The following is a 17,206-nucleotide window of genomic DNA, read 5'->3' as shown; positions in this document are numbered from 1 at the left end:
GCCCGCGGCACCTGTTGTTGACAGTGCTCACATGCCGTGCGACCCTCGGTGTTAACGCTGCTTACATCGGAGGAGAGGGCTCATGGCATCGACCGGCAAGCTGACCGACCGGACCGTGGAGGTCGACCTCGGAGGCCGTCTGGTCACCGTCCCCGAAGGCGGCCTCTACGACCGGTTCCGGATGGACACCGACCTCGACGAGGTCGTGCGGGACCCGCGGGTCAGCAGCGTCGACTTCTTCCGCCGGATGCCGAAAACCCGCGTGGACTCGCGCATCGGACCGACGCTGACGCCGAACTTCTACTACCGCATCTCCACGGCCCGGCTCACGATGCTCGCGCCGGCGAAAGCCATCCGGGCCCGCCTGCCCAAGGAGCTGGACCCGCTCGAGATCGCCCCGGGGCTCGGGATCGTCTCGGCGATGGCCTTCCGGTACGACGTGTGCGACATCGACTTCTACACCGAGGCCGCCGTCGGCATCGCCGTCAAGCCGGCCCGGCACGGCGGCGGGCTCGGCTTCCTCGACCTGGTCGCCGGGCTCAAGAACGACTCCCTGCACTCCTACGTGCTCTCGCTTCCGGTCAGCACCGAGATCGCGCAGGTGCGCGGGCACGACGGCTACGGCTTCCCCAAGTGGGTCACCCGGCTCGACGTCGACATCGACCCCCAGCGCACTTCCTTCCGGGTCGCCAACGACCAGGGCGGCCTCGACCTCGCCCTCTCGGCGCCCACCCCGAAGCAGACCGCCCGGCGGACCGGCGAGCACGTCTCGACCCTGACCTCCTACACCACGATCGACGGCGCTTGGCACTCCACGACCAGCCAGATCAACCTGCTGTCCTCGGGCGCCACGCGGTTCCCCCGCGGCCTCGACCTGCGGCTCGGCGAGGGCCGGATGAGCGAGGACCTCCGCTCGCTGAAGCCGATCCGGACGATCCGCCTCGACGTCGCCACCGAAGGACAGCTGGCACTGCACCTGCCAGTGCCCACCTCCGTCCAGGACCGGAGCTGAGGAGTACGAGACGACCACCACGATCGCCAGCCGCGTCGACGTCGCCGACAAGATCCACGATGCGTTCGTCGAACACGCCAGCGCCATGCGCCTGGGCGCTGCGGGCACCGGGCGTCCAATGACCACAAAGCCGCGACGGTTCGCCGTCCGCACCCGGATGAAGGAAGATCAGCCATGACCAAACGTGTCCTCCACGTCGTCACGAACGTCGGACACTACGACGATCCGTCCCATGCCACTGGGCTGTGGCTGTCCGAGCTCACGCACGCCTGGCACGTGTTCGACGAGGCGGGCTTCACCCAGACCCTGGTCAGCCCGGCAGGCGGAGCCGCGCCGCTCGAGCCGCGGTCGCTGAAGTTCCCCAGCTACGACAAGACCGCGAAGGCCTGGCGCTCCGACCCCGCGAAGATGGATCTCCTCGCGACCACGAAGAGCCCCGAAGAGATCGATTCCGCAGACTTCGACGCCGTCTACTTCACCGGCGGCCACGCCGTGATGTACGACTTCCCCGACTCCGAGGGCCTGCAGCGCATCACCCGCGAGATCTACGAGCGCGGCGGCATCGTCTCCTCGGTCTGCCACGGCTACTGCGGCCTGCTCAACACCCGGCTCTCCGACGGCTCCTACCTCATCGCGGGCAAGCACCTGACCGGCTTCGCCTGGCAGGAGGAGGTGCTCGCCCGCGTCGACAAGCTGGTGCCCTACAACGCCGAGGAACGCGCGAAAGAGCGCGGCGCGCTCTACGAGAAGGCCAAGCTGCCGTTCGTCTCCTACACCGTGACCGACGGCAACCTTGTCACCGGCCAGAACCCGGGCTCGGCCAAGGCCACGGCGCGAAAGGTCGTGGAGGCCCTCGCCGGCAACACGTCGCAGGCCCACCCCTGAGGCGCGTTCGTTCCGCGGAACGCCGTCGGCAACTCGTCATCGAGGGGGCATCTGGCCGCCAGGTCGCGCACCGGCCGACGCTCGGGCCTTCGCCGAGGCCGTGCAGGCTGGTGCGGACGCCGCTCAAACCCCGACCAGCAATCATCGGGTCGTCTTCAGGCCTGCCTTGCCGTGCTGGTGGAGAGCACGGCCGGGCTGTTTCACCGCACCGAATGCGACGCCGCACTGCTTTGAGGGCGGTTCCCCCGCGGCAGGGCGCGGATCCCGCGACGGTCAGCCGCTTGCGGATCCGTCGCCCTGCTGCGGGCAAGCGCTCGAAGTCCTGTGTTCGAATCAGCGGGGCTGCTCGGCCCACCATTTCTGCCCGGCCTCGGGCAGGGTCTGGATCGGGTCGTAATACGGGTATTTCCGCTGCAACGCCTCCGGGTCCTCGTGCTCGATCCCAGTCCGGTAATTCTTGGTCCAGTACGAAATCCCCAGATCCCGGTCGTACTCGGCCAGCTGGTGCACCCAGCGCTTCCCGACATACGGCACGTCGCACACGATCCGCGGCGTCGCGTACCCCGGCAAATACCCCATGATCGAGTGCTGCAATTCCTGCGCTTCCCAAACGGCCACCCGCCAGTGTTCCGCATTGGGAATCATGTCGCACATGTAAAAGTAATAAGGCAGAATATTGGCCTCGCCCTGCAACGCGAAGCAAAGGTCCAGAAGCTCGGCCGGAGTCGCATTGACCCCGCGCATCAGCACGCCCTGATTCCGCACATCCCGCACCCCGACCTGCAACGCCGTCCGGGCCGCTTCCGCGACCAAGGGCGTCACCGACTGCGCGTGGTTCACGTGCGTGTGAATCGCCAGGTTCACCCCGCGCGCCTGGGCCGTCAGCGCGACCCGCTGCAAGCCCTCGGTGACCTTCGGCTGGAGCCAGTGCTGCGGGAGCGCCGCGAGGGCCTTCGTGGCCAGACGGATGTCGCGCACGGTCTCGATGTCCATCAGGCGCATCAGGAACGACTCCAGCTGCGGCCACGGCACGTTCGCCACGTCGCCGCCCGACACGACCACGTCGCGGACGCCGGGGGTGCGCTTCAGGTAGTCGATCATCGCGTCCTGGCGGTCGACCGGCTTGAGCGCGAGCTTGTGCTTCTCGACCTGTTCGGTCGAGTTGCCGACGAGGTCCATCCGGGTGCAGTGCCCGCAGTACTGCGGGCAGGTCGAGATCATCTCGGCCAGCACCTTGGTCGGGTAGCGGTGGGTGAGCCCCTCGACCACCCACATCTCGGCCTCGTGCAGCGAGTCGCGTTCCGCGTGCGGGTGGCTCGGCCAGACCGCGTGCCGGTCGCTGCGGACCGGGAGCATGTAGCGGCGGATCGGGTCGGCGTAGAACGCCTCGGTGACCTTCGCCGGGTCGGTGCCCGCGTGCGGGGCCATCGTGTTGATCATCTGCGGCGGCAGCAGCATCGACATCGTGGCCATCTCCCGCTGGTCGGCGAGCAGGTCCTCGTAAAACCGCTCCTCCAGCAGGTCGCCCATCAGGGCGCGCAGCTGTTTGACGTTGCGCACGCAGTGCACCCGCTGCCACTGGGCGTCCCGCCACTCTGCCTCGGTCACGTCGTGCCAGCCGGGGAAGCGGCGCCAGTCGGGTTCCACCAACTCGGCGCGGACGTACTCGTACGGCTGGTCGAAGGCGGCGGCAGTCGGCACAGGTTCCTGGATCGCAGTCATCTGTACTCCTAGTCGTCGGGAACGCGTGAAAATATCCTGCCATAACGTTAGTCGACCGTAAATCTTTCTGCAGGATGACCCGGTCTGTCCTGCTCGGAAGACCAGGCGGGAGACTCGGGGAGTGAACGACAGCACCACGCTCCTGCTCGGCGGCCGCGTCTACACCCCGTCCTCGCCGGACGCCACCGCGATGGCGGTCTCCGGCGGCACCGTGGTGTGGGTCGGCCAGGACGCTCCGGCCCGCGCGCTGCATCCGGACGCCGAGGTCGTCGACCTGGACGGGGCGTTCGTCGCGCCGGCGTTCGTGGACGCGCACGTGCACGCCACCTCCACCGGGCTGCACCTGACCGGCCTCGACCTGACCGCCGTCCGCGGCTCCGCCGAACTGCTCGCCGCGGTGCGCGGGGCCGTCGTTCCCGGGCAGGTGCTGCTCGCGCACGGCTGGGACGAGTCGTCCTGGACCGAGCAGCGGCTGCCCAGCCGCGCCGAACTGGACGACGCCGCGGGCGACACTCCCGTCTACCTGAGCCGCGTCGACGTCCACTCCGCACTGGTCTCGAGCGCGCTCGTCAAACTCGCCCCCGGCGTCGAGTCCGCCGCCGGATGGTCCGCCGACGGCCCGCTCACCCGCGCGGCGCACCACCTGGTCCGCGGCGCGGCCCGGGACGCGGTCACCCGGGCGCAGCGCCAGGCGGCCCAGCGCGCGTTCCTCGAGACGGCCGCCGCGCGCGGGATCGTGTCCGTGCACGAATGCGCGGGCCCGGACATCTCCGGCGAGGAAGACTTCGCCGACCTCCTGGCGCTGGCCGATCCGGCGCTGCCCGAGGTCGTCGGCTACTGGGGCCAGCTGAACGGCCTCGGCACCGCCCGCCGCCTGGGCGCGCACGGCGTGGCCGGAGACCTTTTCGTGGACGGGGCCCTCGGCTCGCGCACTGCGGCCCTCACCGCGCCGTACTCCGACGACCCCGGCACGTCCGGCTCGCTCTACGCCGACGCCGCGGTGATCGCCGACCACCTCGTCGCCTGCACCGAAGCCGGGCTGCAGGCGGGCTTTCACGTCATCGGCGACGCCGCGGTCGGCGAAGTGGTCGAGGGGTTCCGGCTCGCCGAGAAGCAGATCGGCCAGCGTGCCCTCGCCGCGCGGCACCACCGGCTGGAGCACCTGGAGATGGTCACTGCGGACCAGGCGCGCGCCCTCGCCGGATGGGGCGTCGTCGCGTCCGTGCAGCCGCTGTTCGACGAAGCCTGGGGCGGCGATTCCGGCATGTACTCCGAACGGCTCGGCGCCCGCGCGGCAGCGCTGAACCCCTTCGCGCAGCTCGCTGCCGAAGGAGTCGTGCTCGCGTTCGGCAGCGATGCCCCCGTCACCGCCGTCGACCCGTGGGCCGCCGTACGCGCGGCCGTGCATCACCACACGCCCGAAGCCCGCCTCTCCGCGCGCGCCGCGTTCACCGCGCACACGCGCGCCGGACACCGCGCGGCGGGCGTCAACGACGGCGTCACCGGCAGCCTCGTCCCGGGCGCGCCCGCGCACTACGCGATCTGGGACGCGGCCGACCTCGTCGTCGCCACCGCGGACAGCCGCGTGCAGCGCTGGTCCACCGACCCGCGGTCGGGCGTGCCGCCGCTGCCCAGGCTGGAGCCGGGCACGCCGCTGCCGCGCTGCCTGCGCACGGTCCGCGGTGGCACGGTCATCTACGACGAGTTCACACCGGCCGCTTAGAGTTCCGGGTGTGGCAGTGAGCGTGGCGGACGCCGATTCGGGCGTTGCGCCCAAGACCAAGCGAAAGCGGGCGTGGAAGCCCTGGCTCGCGCGCGTCGCGGCGACGGCGGCGGCGGGCTACGGCTACTACCTCAGCTTCGCGCCGCGCCCGCTGTGGTGGCTGGCCCCGCTGGCGTTCGCCGCGTTCGCGCTGGTCCTTCGTGGACGGTCGTTCCGCGGCGCGTTCGGGTACGGCTTCGTGTTCGGCATGGCGTTCTTCGTGCCGCTGCTGGTGTGGCTTCAGGACTTCCTCGGCCGCGACTTCGGGCCGCTGCCGTGGCTGGCGCTGTCGTTCGCGCTGTCGCTCTACTTCGGACTCGCCGGGTGGCTGATCCGGGTCGTGGCGCGGCTGCCGCTGGCGCCGCTCTGGGGCGCGCTGGTGTTCGTCGCGCTCGAAACGCCGCGCACGTGGTTCCCGCTCGGCGGGTTCCCGTGGGGCCGGGTGGCGTTCAGCCAGCCCGAGGGCCCGTTCCTGTCGCTCGCGTCGGTCGGCGGCGCGCCGCTGGTCGGGTTCGCCGTCGTGCTCACCGGTTTCGGCCTGGCAGCGGCGATCAGCAGGCTCTGGCGCACGCGCAAAGCCGGGGACCGCGCGCTGGTGTGGCCTGCCGTGTTCACCGTGCTTCCCGCCGCGGCCGGGCTCGCGGTCTGGCCGACGATCGGCACCGAGGCGCAGGACGGTTCGCTCACCGTCGCGTCCGTGCAGGGCAACGCGCCGGACATCGGCCTCGCTCTGCAGGGACAGCGCGGGGTCCTGCGCGCCAACGCCCTCGCCGAGAGCGCCCGCCTGCTGCAGAAGGTCCAATCAGGACAGGCGCCGAAACCGGATCTGCTGCTGTGGCCGGAAACCTCGACCCCGCTCGACGGCGCCGACCCGGGCGTCGACCAGATGGTGTCGGCCTTCGGGTCTCCGGCGATCATCGGCGCGCTCGTGCGCACGCCGGACGGGGCGGCGGAGAACTCCGCGGTCGTCTGGGACCCGAACACCGGCCCGGGCCAGCGGTACGTCAAACAGGATCTGGTGCCCTTCGGCGAATACGTGCCCGCACGCGCCGTCGCGCGGCTGGTGACGCCGTTCATCGACGACACCCGCGACATGCGTCCCGGCGACGGCTCCAACGCCGCGCTGTCGGTCGCGGGCACGAAGATCGGCGTGTTCATCTGCTACGAGTCGGCGTTCGACGCTCCCGCGCGCGACGCGGCGAACGCGGGCGGCGAACTGCTCGTCGTGCCGACGAACAACGCGTGGTACGGGCCGGGGGAGATGAGCTACCAGCAGCTGGCGATGGCGCGGCTGCGCGCGGTCGAGCACGGGCGCGCGGTGGTGGTGTCGGCGGTGTCCGGGGTGAGCGCCTTGGTCGCCCCGGACGGGACGATCACCAGCTCCACCGGGCTTTTCACGGCGGATGCCCTGGTCGGGCGCGTGCCGCTGCGCACGCAGACTACGCTGTCGGATCGAATCGGTGCGTGGACGGAGTACGGGCTGCTGGCGTTGGCGATCGCGGGTGTCGCCGGCGGGTTCGTGCTCCGTTTTCGCACCCGGCGCGGCACGGCGGCGCCGACGGGGACCACAGCAGGGGAAGCGGCGGGCTGACCCGCCGGATGCGGAGGACACGGATGGCGCAGGCGCCGCGGGGGGCCGAATCGATCGAACCGGTGCTGGTGGTGATCCCGACCTACAACGAGCGGGACAACCTCGGCCCGGTGCTGGACCGGCTCCACAAGGCACTTCCGGACGTCGACGTGCTCGTCGTCGACGACGGCAGCCCGGACGGCACCGGCGAGCTCGCCGACGAGCGCGCGGCCGCGGACAAGCGGGTGCACGTGCTGCACCGCACCGCGAAGGAAGGCCTCGGCAAGGCCTACATCGCCGGGTTCCATTGGGGGATGGAGCGCGGCTACGCGACGTTCGTGGAGATGGACGCCGACGGTTCGCACGCGCCGGAGGACCTGCCCCGGCTGCTGGACGCGGTGGGCGACGCGGACCTGTCGATCGGGTCGCGGTACGTGCCCGGCGGCAGCACGGTGAACTGGCCGCTGCGCCGGACGCTGCTCTCGCGCGGGGCGAACCTGTACTCGCGGATCGCGCTGGGGATCAAGGTGGCGGACATGACCGCCGGGTTCCGCGCGTACCGCCGCCCGGTGCTGGAGAAGCTGGCGCTGAACGAGGTCGCCTCGCACGGCTACTGCTTCCAGATCGACCTCACGCGCCGCACCGCGGACGCCGGGTTCGACATCGTCGAGGTGCCGATCACCTTCACCGACCGGGAGATCGGCGTGTCGAAGATGAGCGGCGGCATCATGTCCGAGGCGTTCTTCCGGGTCGCCGAGTGGGGCGTGCAGCGCCGGCTGGCCCAGCTGAAGAAGCTGCTGGGCCGGGGCTGAGCGGCGGTTACTTCAGGACGCGGTAGGTGAGGTGCTCGGCGCCCGGCGTCGACACCGCGCCGAGCGGTTCCAGGCGCACCGGGCCGGGGTTTCCCTTGGGGAACAACGGGGTTCCGTCGCCGAGGACGATCGGCGCGAGGTGGATCCGCAGCACGTCCGCCAGTCCGGCGCAGAGCACCTGCGACGCGATCGACCCGCCGCCGATGACCATCACGTCCTTGCCGCCCGCGGCGGCGCGCGCCTGTGCGACCGCGTGCTCGAGGCCGTTCGTGGCGAACCGGAACCGTTCGCCCAGCCGGGTTTTCTCCGGCCGCGTGTGGGTGACGACGAACACCGGCGGCGCGGGGACGCGGTCCTCGCCCTCGCCGTAGCCGTCCTCGTCGGCCCACCCGTTCGGGCTGTCCACGACGTCGAACATGGTGCGGCCCATGAGCACCGCGCCGGTCTCGGTGAAGGAGCGGTGCAGGATCTCCGCGTCGCGCGGCGTCGGGTCGGACACCCAGGCGTGCAGCGGTTCGCCGCCGACGCCAAGGCCGTGGTCGGGACCGGCTCCCGGCGCGGTGACGTAGCCGTCCAGCGACATCGAGATGTCCACGACCACCCGGCTCGCCCCCGGCTGCTCCGCGTCGCGCACGAGGTCGGCGAGCCGGTCCATCGAATCGCGGACGCCGCGTTCCATCCCGCTCGCGACCATGGCGTCGCGCGCCTCGACGCTCGGGAACACCGACCGGGTCCGCAGCCGCGTCCGGCCGCCGAGGTCCTCGAAGGTCAGGGTTTCCAGGCTGACCTGGCCGGGCGCGCCCTCGTACTCGAAGGTCTGGACTAGCCGCTCGGCTCTCTCCACGGCGTGGAAGACGCCGCGGAACACGTGCTCGCTGCCGTCGTGGCCGACGTGCGCGTAGCGGTACGCCCCGCCGGAACGCGCGTCGAATTCGAGGATCCGCATCTCGACGTCGCGCGGACCGAGCCAGCGGGTGAGCAGCTCCGGGTCGGTGTGGGCGCGGAACAGCTGGGCGGGCGTCGCGTCGAACTCGCGGACGATCTCGATGAACGGGGTGCCGGGCTGGGCGGTGATGGCGGTCGGGTTCATTCGTCCTGCTCCTTGGTCTCTTCGAGAAGGCTGTCGAGGCGGCGGTACTCGCGTTCGCGGGTGAGCCGGTAGGTGTCGATCCAGCTGGTCAGCTCTTCGAGGGCGGCCGCGTTGAGGTGGCACGGGCGGCGCTGGCCGTCGCGGCTGCGCGTGATCAGCCCGGCCGCCTCCAGCACCTGGACGTGCCGCGACACGGCTTGTTTCGTCACCGGGAACGGCTCGGCCAGTTCGTTCACCGTCGCTTCGCCGCGCGAGAGCCGGGCGATCAGCGCGCGGCGGATCGGGTCGCCCAGCGCGGTGAACGCCCGGTCGAGACGGTCCTCGGCGTTGTCAACGGACATCTTTATCAACCGATCTCTTTATCAAGCAGTTCGTTGACTGTATGCCCGTCGCGTCGTCGATGCAAGGGGCGGCGCAGGGTCAGCTTGTGCGGATTTTGCGGACCGAGGTCGTCTCGACGCCGGCCGCCGCGCCGCTCGCCGTGACCGGCTTGAGCGGCGGGACCGGCTGTCCGGCCTCGTCGACCAGCACGGAGTGGTCTTCGCCGGGGGAGAAGGCGTGCCGTTCGCCCCACTGCCGGAGCGCGACGACGACGGTGAACAGGTCCCGGCCGGCCGCCGTGAGCGAGTAGACCTGCCGTTTGCCCGATTCGGCGGCCTGCCGGTCGAGGACGCCGCGCTCGACCAGGCGGCGCAGCCGGTCGGTGAGGATGTTCCGGGCGATGCCGGTGCGCTGCTGAAAGTCGGTGAACGCCCGCGCGCCGTCCATCGCGTCGCGGACGATCAGCAGGCTCCACCGGTCGCCGACGAGGTCCAGCGTGCGGGCCACCGGACACGACGGGTCGGTCCAGGCCGGATGTTCGCCCACGTTCGCGTGCCTCCTCGATGAGTTGCTCTTTGAAACCATTCTGCCGTACGGTGCGATCAGTTGCAATTCGCTACTGATTGGGAGACTCATGGGCCTCACCACGGGCCGCCGGACCGTGTTCGCAGCGGTGTGCGCGGTCGCCGTCGCGAGCATTTACGCCGCTCAGCCGGTCCTGGCGCGGATCGGCGCGGACCTGCGCGTGCCGGACGCCGCACTGGGCTGGATCGTCGCCGCCGGCCAGCTCGGCTACCTGGCCGGGCTGGCCGCGCTGGTTCCGCTGGGCGACCTCGTCGACCGGCGCAAGCTCATCGCCGCGCATCTGCTGCTGACCGCTGTCGGCACCGGGCTGGCCGCGGTCGCCGGGCAAACCTGGTTGCTGCTGACCGGATTGGTGCTCGCGGGCTTGTTCGCGGTGGTCGTGCAGACGACCGTCGCCTACGCCGCCGCACTGTCCACACCGGACGAACGCGGCCGCACCCTCGGCGTCGTGACGTCCGGCGTGGTGCTCGGCATCCTCGGCGCGCGCGTCGCCGCCGGGGCACTGGCCGAGCTGTGGGGTTGGCGCAGCGTCTACGTCGTGCTCGCGGTGCTGCTGGCGACGCTCGCCGGTCTGGTGCTGAGGACGATGCCGCCGGACCCGCGCCGCGAGGGCACGACGTACCGGCAGGTGGCGACTTCGCTCGGCGGCCTGTTCCGCGAGCCGCTGTTCCTCTCGCGGGGGCTGATCGCGTTCTTCCTGTTCGCGTCGTTCGGCACGCTGTGGAGCGGCCTGTCGCTGCCGCTCGCCGCGGCGCCGTGGAACCTGGGCACCGCGCAGATCGGCCTGTTCGGCTTGGTCGGCCTGGCCGGTGCGCTCGGCGCCGCCCGCGCCGGACGGTGGGCCGACCGCGGGCACGCGAGCCTCGTCACCGGCGGAGCGCTGGTCCTGCTGGCGGCGTCCTGGCTGGCGATCGGGCAACCGTCGTTGTGGCTGCTGGCCCTGGGCGTGCTGGTGCTCGACTTCGCCGTGCAGGCGGTGCATGTCAGCAATCAGCACCTGCTCACCGCGGCGCGTCCGGACCGCACCAGCAGCGTCATCGGCGGCTACATGATCTTCTACTCGCTCGGTTCCGCCCTGGGCGCGGCCACGACGACGACCGCGTTCGCCGCGGCGGGCTGGACCGGCTCCGCCGTCCTGGGCGCGGCGTTCGCCGGATGCGCGTTCGCGGTGTGGGCCTGGGCTAGGGCCGGTGCTCGGCGGCAGTTGCTGCGAACGCCTTGACCAGCGCGGTCTCCCCGGCGCTGCGCCACATGAGCCCCCACTGGGCCGGTGGGGCGTCGCGGAAGGGCACGAAGGCGATGCCGGGCCGCGAGAAGTACTCCGCGGCGTGCGCGGCGAGCGGGCAGATCCCTTCCCCCGCGCCGATGACCAGCAGAAGTTCCTGGAAAGTGCGGCAGGCGCGCCCGCGGGTGATCGGGACGCCCGCGGGGGTCGCCCACGGTTCGGGCGGCTCCCGCCAGTAGGCGGGCGGCGGGTGCGCGGCGCGCAGGACCGGGTCGCGCCCGAGGTCTTCCAGCGTGACGAACTCCCGGCGGGCGAACGGATGTCCGGACGCGACGGCGAGCACCATCGGTTCGGTGTGCACCACCGGTCCCGTCGTGAGCGCGGGATCGGCGACCGGCAGCAGGACCACGGCCAGGTCGGCCTCGCCGGAACGGAGCGTGGCCAGCGGATCCTCGAAAGGAGCCTCGCTGAGGTCGACCTCGCAGCCCGGGTACCGGACCCGGAAAGCACTGGTCACGTCGGAGATCAGGTTCGCCACGGCCGGAGCCTCGAAGGCGAGCCGCACGACGCCCTCGACGCCGCGGCCCGCGGCGACCGCGCGCTCGATCCCGGCCAGCAGCTGCCGGTAGGCGGGCCGGATGTCGGCCTCCAGCGCGCGGCCGATCGGGGTCAGCGAGACGCGCCTGCTGGTGCGGTCGAACAGCCGGGCCCCGATCCGGCGCTCCATCGTCTTGACCGATTGGCTGACCCGCGCCTGCGACACCCGCAGCCGTTCCGCGGTCCGGCCGAAGTGCAGCTCCTCGGCGAGCGCGAGGAAGACCTCGATGTCCCGGTGTTCCACCCGCGCCTCCGATCGATAACCCAGAGCTTATCAACCGATGCGGACTTCTCCGTTGTTCGCCCAGCTCAGCGGCGGAAAGCTGGATCTTGTCCCGCCCGTCCCGCCCCGGAGGAACCGATGACCGAACCGACCCTGATCCGCGCCGGCGACGCCGAAGTCCTCTCCGACGCTCCCGGCAGTCTGATCACGCTGCTGGCCGACTCCGCCGCCGCCACGACCAACCGCGCCACCCTGAGCCAGGGCGTCTTCGGCACCCCCGCGCACTTCCACACCCGCGCGACCGAGTTCTTCTACGTCCTCGACGGCGCGCTCCAGGTCTTGGCAGGCGAGGACCTGCACACCCTGGAACCCGGCGATTTCCTCGCCGTGCCGCCGACCGTCCCGCACGCCTTCGGCCCGGCCGCGGGCTCCGCCGCCGACGTGCTGGTGGTCTTCACCCCGGGCATGGCCCGCTTCGGCTACTACCGGCTGCTCGACCGGGTCGCCAGGGGCGAAGCGGACCCGAAGGAGATCGCCGCGTCCTCGGAGCAGTACGACAACCACTACGTCGACAGCCCTCGGTGGCGGCAGGCCCGCGCCGACGCGGCGGCCTGACCCGGCCGATGCCGGACGCGCACCCGGCAGAACGGCCGCGGACGCGGAACGGCCCCCGCGGGGGGAGGTCGCGGGGGCCGTTCCTGTTCGGTGGTGGGAGCCAGCTACTGGCCGAGGCTCAAGCGGACCGGCTGGTCCGGCGTCCCTTGAGCTCGGCGAGACGTTCGTTCAGCAGATCCTCGAGCTCGGGGATGGAGCGGCGCTCCAGCAGCATGTCCCAGTGGGTCCTGGGGGGCTTGACCTTTTTCTGCTCGGGCTGCCCGCCGTCGACGATCTCGGATTCGCTGCCGTGCAGGCGGCACTCCCACACCGTCGGGATCTCGGCGTCGTCGGAGAACGGCACCTCGAACTCGTGGTTCTTGGGGCAGGAGTAGCGCACGGTACGGCGCGGAGCGAGATCGTGATTGCGGTCGGTCTCGTAGCTGACCGCTCCCAGCCGGCTTCCACGGAGAACACGGTCGGCCATAGTGGGATTCCTTTCAGTCAGCTCCGGGTGGAGCCAGGGTGATGCTCACCCTATGCAACGAACGAGGCGTCCGAGGGATTCCCGGCACGCCATGTCGCTGCTCACGATGAGCTGCGTCACCCGTGGTCTTCAGCTTCCTCCAGAGGGAGTCGTTTCGCCCTCTGACGTGACGCGGATACCGCCTTCTTAGTGCGGATATCCCCCAGTCGGGCTAGTTAGGTTAGCGCTAGGACAACCGTAACTGACCGTGCTGGGCGGCAGCGGGTCCCAGATCCCCTGAGCGGAAGTGGCGACGGCACAGTACCTGATAACGGACCGTGACCGTTTCGGCATCAGACCGTGCTGAAGCTGAAGGTTCAACTACGGAGTGTTCGGTATCTGCCACCACAACGGTGTCTCCGTCACGGAGAATCACGTCGTCGCGCACGCGCGCGTTGAACCGCCCCGGCAGCCCGCACCAGCAGAGCACCTCGACCTGGACCGGCTGGAGCTCGTCGGCGATCTCGAACAGCCGGGCCGCGCCCGGGAACAGCCGGCTGCGGAAGTCGGTCGCGATGCCGAAGCAGTACACGTCGACGCCCGCCTCGTCGGCGAGTTCGGCGAGCTGGTCGACCTGGGCGGGGGAGAGGAACTGCGCCTCGTCCACGATCACGTAGTCCACGTGCTGCCCGCGCGCCCACTGCTCGCGCACCAGGTCCCGGATGTCGGTGCCGGTCGCGACCTCGGTCGCCCGCCGGACGATGCCGATCCGGCTGGTGATCTGCGGCGCGCCGGACCGGTCGTGGCGGACCAGCACCAGGCCGCGCCGGCCCTGGCGCGCGTGGTTGTGGTCGATCTGCAGCGCGAGCGTCGACTTCCCGCAGTCCATCGGGCCGTAGCAGAACTTCAGCCGTCCGCGCGCGGGACCGTTGCGCCGGGCCCCGGCGGGCGGGGCCGCGGAAAGCGCGTCGGTGGGGTCGTCGAGCACAACGTCGTCTGCAGCGGTCACGACGACCGACCCTATCTGGGCCTCACAGCACCTCCGGCGGACGGTTCCCGGCGGCCGCGATCGCGCGCCGCACCGGCACCAGCGCGACGAACACGAAGCCGAGCACGAAGAACGCCACGAGCGCGACGATCGCCAGCCGGAACGACCCGGTCGCCTGCCCGACGCCGGCGAACACCAGCGGCCCGAGCCACGACGTGCCCTTCTCGCCCACGACGTAGAGCGAGTAGTACTGCGCGTCCTTCCCGGCCGGGATCATCTGGCTGAACAGCGACCTGGCCAGCGCGTTCGTCCCGCCCAGCACCAGCCCGATGCCGATCGCCACGGCGAAGAACTGCAGCGGCTGCCTCGGCTGCACGAAGTACGCCCCGCCGAGCACCACGACCCACAGCACGAGACTGACCAGGATCGTCCGCTTCGCGCCGAGGCGGCGCGCGAGCAGGCCGTGCAGCACACCGCCCGCGTAGGCGAGGAACTGGATCACCAGCACCGTGATGATCAACACCTCGTCGGAGAACCGCAGCTCGTCCTTCCCGTACTGCGCCGAGACGGTGACGACGGTGTTGATCCCGTCCGCGAAGAGCAGGTAGCTGCCGAGGAAGGCGAGCGTGAGCGGATACGCCTTCGCCTCGCCGAGCGTCTGGCGCAGCTCGCGGAAACCGGCCCGCAGCACCGAAACCCCGCGCTGGGTCGCGGTCGGCACGTGGACGCGGGGGAGCCGCCGCAGCGTCGGGACGGTGAACACGGCCCACCAGATTCCCGAGGTGAGGAAGCAGATCCGCACCGCGAGTCCGGTGTCGATGCCGAGCGACTCGCGGCTGAGGTAGAAGGCGAGCTGCAACGCGAGCGCGAGCCCGCCGCCGAGGTAGCCGAACGCCCAGCCCTTGGCCGACACGTCGTCGCGCTCGTCCGGCGTCGCGATGTCCACCAGGAACGAGTAGTAGACGACCAGCGATCCGCCGTACCCGATGTTGGCGAGAACGAACAGCGCCGCGCCCAGCTGCCAGTCCGAACCGGCCATGAAGAACATCAGCGCCGACGCGACCGCGCCCAGCGCGGCGAACCCGCCGAGGATCTTGCGCTTGTTGCGACTGCGGTCGGCCACCGCGCCCGCGATCGGCAGCACCAGCACCTGCACGATCGTCGCGACCGACAACAGGTAGCCCCACAGCGAACCGGCGGGGAAGTGGAGGCCGAACAGCGACACGTCGCAGTGGTTGAGCTTGTCGTCCGCGCCGGACGCGTTGAGGCAAGCCCTGTCCCCGTTAAGGGTGATGTTCTGCTTCGCGTCGGAGGCCGCGACACTGCTCATGTAGAGCGCGCCGAACACTGTCGTGACCGACGAATAGAACGGCGAGTTGGCCCAGTCGTAGAAGTACCAGCCCCACCGTTCCCGCTTGCTGTCCCGGGTCTCGGCCAGCGTCATCCACGGCTCCTCGATCGGTCGCGAATCTCCAGGTCGCGCCGGACATTACTGGCGCGGGCCCGGTCGGTACCGCCGAAGGGGGCAAACCGTGTCCGGTTCGTCGCTTCCGGTTTCCGCCACGCCGCGCGGCGGAACGCGCGACACGCCGGGCCGGGCGTGTCGCTGCCGGGTTTTCCGGGCGTGTCATGTGAGACTGCTGAGCGTGGTGTGACTCTTGTGGTCGATGGGTCGCGTGCTTAGTGTGCGTGACATGACCAACCGCGTTCGCACTGCCAGACGGGCCGCCGCGAGAGCCTTGCTGCTCGTGGCCGCCGTCCTCGGCATGGAACTCGTCGTCACCGGCCCCGCCTCCGCGGACCCCGCCTCCAGCACCTGGGCCAAGCTCCGCATGTGCGAGTCGAGCGGCCGCTACTCGATCAACACCGGCAACGGCTACTACGGCGCCTACCAGTTCGACCTCCCCACCTGGCGCAGCGTCGGCGGCCAGGGCCGCCCGGACCTCGCCAGCCCCCGCGAACAGGACTACCGCGCGCTCTACCTGTACCGGATGCGCGGCTGGCAGCCCTGGGAATGCGGCGGCATGCTCGGCCTGGCCAACGACGGCGACGCCCGCAGCAAACGCGTCCCCTCCTGGGAAGAAGCCGCCTACATCGGCGGCGGCGGACTGCCGGCCCCGCCCGCGCCCAAACCGCGGCCAACTCCGCCTCCCGGCCCGCCCGGCGCGGCGCCCGCGTGGCCCGGCCTCGTCTACGCCTACGGCGACTGCGCACCCGCGCTGCGCACGTTCCAGCTGCGGATGAACGCCTTCGGCTACGGCTTCAGCGGCACCGGCTGCTACTACGACAAGACCCGCACCGCGGTACTGGACCTGCAGCGCGCCAACGGCATCAACGATTCCGGCCGGCTCGGTCCGAAGACGTGGAAGGCCGCGTGGGAGGGCAAGGCTCCGCGCTGACCCGCCCCGCCTCGGCGTAGCGCGCGGCGAGCTGCCGGAACGCCTCCTTCAGCTCGGCCGGGCCGACGACCTCGAGATCGGCGTCGACCCGGCCGAACGAAGCGGCCAGCCCGCGCCACGACCAGGCCCCGAGGCTCACCCGGCACCGGTCCGGCCCGAGCGCCTCGACCACCCCGTCGGCCAGGTAGCTCGCCGCTTCCGTGGCCGGGAGACGCAGGATCACCTCGCCGCGGCACGGCCATTCGCCGGACAGATCCGTCCCGCGAAACCGCGCGGCCACGAACGCGGCCACATCCGACAGCCCGCGGCCGGCGAACTTCGGCCCGGTGGGCGTGCGCGGCGTGATCCGGTCCGCGCGGAAGATCCGCCAATCCTCCCGATCGAGATCCCACGCGACCAGATACCAGCGCTGACCCCACGTGACGAGATGATGCGGCTCCACGCGCCGGGGCGGAGTATCCGTTGGGGCGTAATCGAACCGCAGCACCTCCCGGGCGCGCACGGCAGCGCTCAACGCGACGAGAGTCTGCGGATCCGCCTGCGGCGCCGGGCGCTCGACGGCGGTGAAGCTCAACGCGTCGACGCGATGCCGCAGCCGCGCGGGCAGCACCTGCCGCACGGTCTGCAACGCCCGCTGCGCCGCCTCCTCAATCCCCGCCCCGGTCGCCGACTGCAACGCGATCGCCAGCGCGACCGCCTGGTCGTCGTCGAAGAGCAGCGGCGGAAGCCGCGCCCCGGCATCGAGCCGGTAACCGCCGTCCGGACCCTTCGTCGTGACGATCGGATAGCCCAGCTCCCGCAACCGGTCGACGTCCCGGCGCACCGTGCGCGGACTGACCTCCAGCCGCTCGGCCAGCAGCGCACCCGGCCAGTCCCGCCGAGCCTGAAGCAACGAAAGCAGCGACAACAGCCGCGCAGAGGTCTTCGGCACGCCTTCGATCCTGCCTGCGGCAGC

The 17,206-nt window shown here is 71.1% G+C and carries 17 protein-coding genes; 8 read left to right on the top strand and 9 right to left on the bottom strand.

The window, feature by feature from the left end; all coding sequences use genetic code 11:
* The first annotated feature begins 82 nt into the window (after nt 1-82).
* The gene (locus tag F9C12_RS02850) at nt 83-1,012 is read left to right on the top strand and encodes an acetoacetate decarboxylase family protein (RefSeq protein ID WP_409464628.1); all 930 of its coding nucleotides are present in this window, start codon (nt 83-85) and stop codon (nt 1,010-1,012) included.
* A 174-nt stretch (nt 1,013-1,186) separates the two neighbouring features.
* Nucleotides 1,187-1,897 (top strand): type 1 glutamine amidotransferase domain-containing protein, encoded by a 711-nt coding sequence (locus F9C12_RS02845; RefSeq protein WP_409464627.1) that lies wholly within the window; start codon nt 1,187-1,189, stop codon nt 1,895-1,897.
* Nucleotides 1,898-2,230: 333 nt separating this feature from the next.
* Here the strand turns inward: F9C12_RS02845 and F9C12_RS02840 are convergent, their stop codons facing one another.
* The gene (locus F9C12_RS02840; RefSeq protein ID WP_409180414.1) at nt 2,231-3,619 is read right to left on the bottom strand and encodes a KamA family radical SAM protein; all 1,389 of its coding nucleotides are present in this window, start codon (nt 3,617-3,619) and stop codon (nt 2,231-2,233) included.
* A gap of 121 nt (nt 3,620-3,740) precedes the next feature.
* Here F9C12_RS02840 and F9C12_RS02835 point away from each other — a divergent pair, with 121 nt between their 5' ends.
* The 3 genes from F9C12_RS02835 to F9C12_RS02825 are packed head-to-tail and all read left to right on the top strand — an operon-like array spanning nt 3,741 to nt 7,763.
* A complete protein-coding gene (locus tag F9C12_RS02835) occupies nt 3,741-5,342 on the top strand; it encodes an amidohydrolase (protein WP_409464626.1) in 1,602 nt (533 codons plus the stop codon).
* A 10-nt stretch (nt 5,343-5,352) separates the two neighbouring features.
* A complete protein-coding gene (gene lnt, locus F9C12_RS02830; protein WP_409464625.1) occupies nt 5,353-6,972 on the top strand; it encodes an apolipoprotein N-acyltransferase in 1,620 nt (539 codons plus the stop codon).
* Nucleotides 6,973-6,995: 23 nt separating this feature from the next.
* Nucleotides 6,996-7,763, top strand: a complete 768-nt coding sequence (locus F9C12_RS02825; protein ID WP_409464624.1) for a polyprenol monophosphomannose synthase — start codon at nt 6,996-6,998, stop codon at nt 7,761-7,763.
* A gap of 7 nt (nt 7,764-7,770) precedes the next feature.
* Here the strand turns inward: F9C12_RS02825 and F9C12_RS02820 are convergent, their stop codons facing one another.
* From F9C12_RS02820 to F9C12_RS02810, 3 genes are all read right to left on the bottom strand, one after another.
* Nucleotides 7,771-8,853 (bottom strand): SRPBCC domain-containing protein, encoded by a 1,083-nt coding sequence (locus F9C12_RS02820; RefSeq protein WP_409180410.1) that lies wholly within the window; start codon nt 8,851-8,853, stop codon nt 7,771-7,773.
* Nucleotides 8,850-9,194, bottom strand: coding sequence for an ArsR/SmtB family transcription factor (locus F9C12_RS02815; RefSeq protein ID WP_409180409.1), 345 nt, complete (start codon nt 9,192-9,194; stop codon nt 8,850-8,852). The genes F9C12_RS02820 and F9C12_RS02815 overlap by 4 nt, the downstream gene beginning before the upstream one ends.
* Before the next feature lie 79 nt (nt 9,195-9,273).
* Nucleotides 9,274-9,759, bottom strand: a complete 486-nt coding sequence (locus F9C12_RS02810; protein WP_409180408.1) for a winged helix-turn-helix transcriptional regulator — start codon at nt 9,757-9,759, stop codon at nt 9,274-9,276.
* Nucleotides 9,760-9,808: 49 nt separating this feature from the next.
* Between F9C12_RS02810 and F9C12_RS02805 the strand changes: the two genes are divergently transcribed.
* Nucleotides 9,809-10,981 (top strand): MFS transporter, encoded by a 1,173-nt coding sequence (locus F9C12_RS02805; RefSeq protein WP_409464623.1) that lies wholly within the window; start codon nt 9,809-9,811, stop codon nt 10,979-10,981.
* Here F9C12_RS02805 and F9C12_RS02800 read toward each other — a convergent pair.
* Nucleotides 10,941-11,825, bottom strand: coding sequence for a LysR family transcriptional regulator (locus F9C12_RS02800; RefSeq protein ID WP_409464622.1), 885 nt, complete (start codon nt 11,823-11,825; stop codon nt 10,941-10,943). The genes F9C12_RS02805 and F9C12_RS02800 overlap by 41 nt on opposite strands.
* A gap of 117 nt (nt 11,826-11,942) precedes the next feature.
* On the opposite strand from F9C12_RS02800, the gene F9C12_RS02795 reads away from it, so the two are divergent.
* Nucleotides 11,943-12,419 carry a cupin domain-containing protein gene (locus F9C12_RS02795; RefSeq protein ID WP_409464621.1) on the top strand — a complete coding sequence of 159 codons (477 nt, stop codon included), beginning with the start codon at nt 11,943-11,945 and terminating at the stop codon, nt 12,417-12,419.
* 118 nt (nt 12,420-12,537) lie between these two features.
* Here the strand turns inward: F9C12_RS02795 and F9C12_RS02790 are convergent, their stop codons facing one another.
* The 3 genes from F9C12_RS02790 to F9C12_RS02780 all read right to left on the bottom strand — a co-directional run bounded on the left by F9C12_RS02790 (nt 12,538) and on the right by F9C12_RS02780 (nt 15,296).
* The gene (locus tag F9C12_RS02790) at nt 12,538-12,885 is read right to left on the bottom strand and encodes an RNA polymerase-binding protein RbpA (protein ID WP_009078445.1); all 348 of its coding nucleotides are present in this window, start codon (nt 12,883-12,885) and stop codon (nt 12,538-12,540) included.
* Between the two features lie 226 nt (nt 12,886-13,111).
* Nucleotides 13,112-13,873: a thymidine kinase gene (locus F9C12_RS02785; protein ID WP_409180404.1), complete on the bottom strand. Its 762-nt coding sequence runs from the start codon at nt 13,871-13,873 to the stop codon at nt 13,112-13,114.
* Between the two features lie 22 nt (nt 13,874-13,895).
* On the bottom strand, nt 13,896-15,296 hold the full coding sequence (locus F9C12_RS02780; RefSeq protein WP_409180403.1) for an MFS transporter: 1,401 nt from the start codon (nt 15,294-15,296) through the stop codon (nt 13,896-13,898).
* Nucleotides 15,297-15,546: 250 nt separating this feature from the next.
* On the opposite strand from F9C12_RS02780, the gene F9C12_RS02775 reads away from it, so the two are divergent.
* Nucleotides 15,547-16,251 carry a transglycosylase family protein gene (locus F9C12_RS02775; RefSeq protein ID WP_409180402.1) on the top strand — a complete coding sequence of 235 codons (705 nt, stop codon included), beginning with the start codon at nt 15,547-15,549 and terminating at the stop codon, nt 16,249-16,251.
* Here F9C12_RS02775 and F9C12_RS02770 read toward each other — a convergent pair.
* Entirely contained in the window at nt 16,184-17,182 is a 999-nt protein-coding gene (locus F9C12_RS02770) for a helix-turn-helix transcriptional regulator (RefSeq protein WP_409464620.1), read from the bottom strand. The two genes, F9C12_RS02775 and F9C12_RS02770, sit on opposite strands and share 68 nt — an antisense overlap.
* Nucleotides 17,183-17,206: the final 24 nt, after the last annotated feature.

The organism is Amycolatopsis sp. GA6-003 (assembly GCF_046267895.1).
In the GTDB taxonomy this organism is placed as follows: Bacteria; Actinomycetota; Actinomycetes; order Mycobacteriales; family Pseudonocardiaceae; genus Amycolatopsis.
The sequence above is the reverse complement of the archived record's forward strand: the minus strand, read 5'-3'. Positions and strand labels throughout refer to the sequence as shown.

What these genes read in the sequence shown, in the direction of transcription:
- F9C12_RS02840 (WP_409180414.1), bottom strand. Translation starts at nt 3,619, where the DNA reads ATGACTGCGATCCAGGAACCTGTGCCGACTGCCGCCGCCTTCGACCAG.
- F9C12_RS02825 (WP_409464624.1), top strand. Translation starts at nt 6,996, where the DNA reads ATGGCGCAGGCGCCGCGGGGGGCCGAATCGATCGAACCGGTGCTGGTG.
- F9C12_RS02790 (WP_009078445.1), bottom strand. Translation starts at nt 12,885, where the DNA reads ATGGCCGACCGTGTTCTCCGTGGAAGCCGGCTGGGAGCGGTCAGCTAC.
- F9C12_RS02805 (WP_409464623.1), top strand. Translation starts at nt 9,809, where the DNA reads ATGGGCCTCACCACGGGCCGCCGGACCGTGTTCGCAGCGGTGTGCGCG.
- F9C12_RS02820 (WP_409180410.1), bottom strand. Translation starts at nt 8,853, where the DNA reads ATGAACCCGACCGCCATCACCGCCCAGCCCGGCACCCCGTTCATCGAG.
- F9C12_RS02845 (WP_409464627.1), top strand. Translation starts at nt 1,187, where the DNA reads ATGACCAAACGTGTCCTCCACGTCGTCACGAACGTCGGACACTACGAC.
- F9C12_RS02815 (WP_409180409.1), bottom strand. Translation starts at nt 9,194, where the DNA reads ATGTCCGTTGACAACGCCGAGGACCGTCTCGACCGGGCGTTCACCGCG.
- F9C12_RS02810 (WP_409180408.1), bottom strand. Translation starts at nt 9,759, where the DNA reads ATGGTTTCAAAGAGCAACTCATCGAGGAGGCACGCGAACGTGGGCGAA.
- F9C12_RS02850 (WP_409464628.1), top strand. Translation starts at nt 83, where the DNA reads ATGGCATCGACCGGCAAGCTGACCGACCGGACCGTGGAGGTCGACCTC.
- F9C12_RS02775 (WP_409180402.1), top strand. Translation starts at nt 15,547, where the DNA reads ATGACCAACCGCGTTCGCACTGCCAGACGGGCCGCCGCGAGAGCCTTG.
- F9C12_RS02795 (WP_409464621.1), top strand. Translation starts at nt 11,943, where the DNA reads ATGACCGAACCGACCCTGATCCGCGCCGGCGACGCCGAAGTCCTCTCC.
- F9C12_RS02780 (WP_409180403.1), bottom strand. Translation starts at nt 15,296, where the DNA reads ATGACGCTGGCCGAGACCCGGGACAGCAAGCGGGAACGGTGGGGCTGG.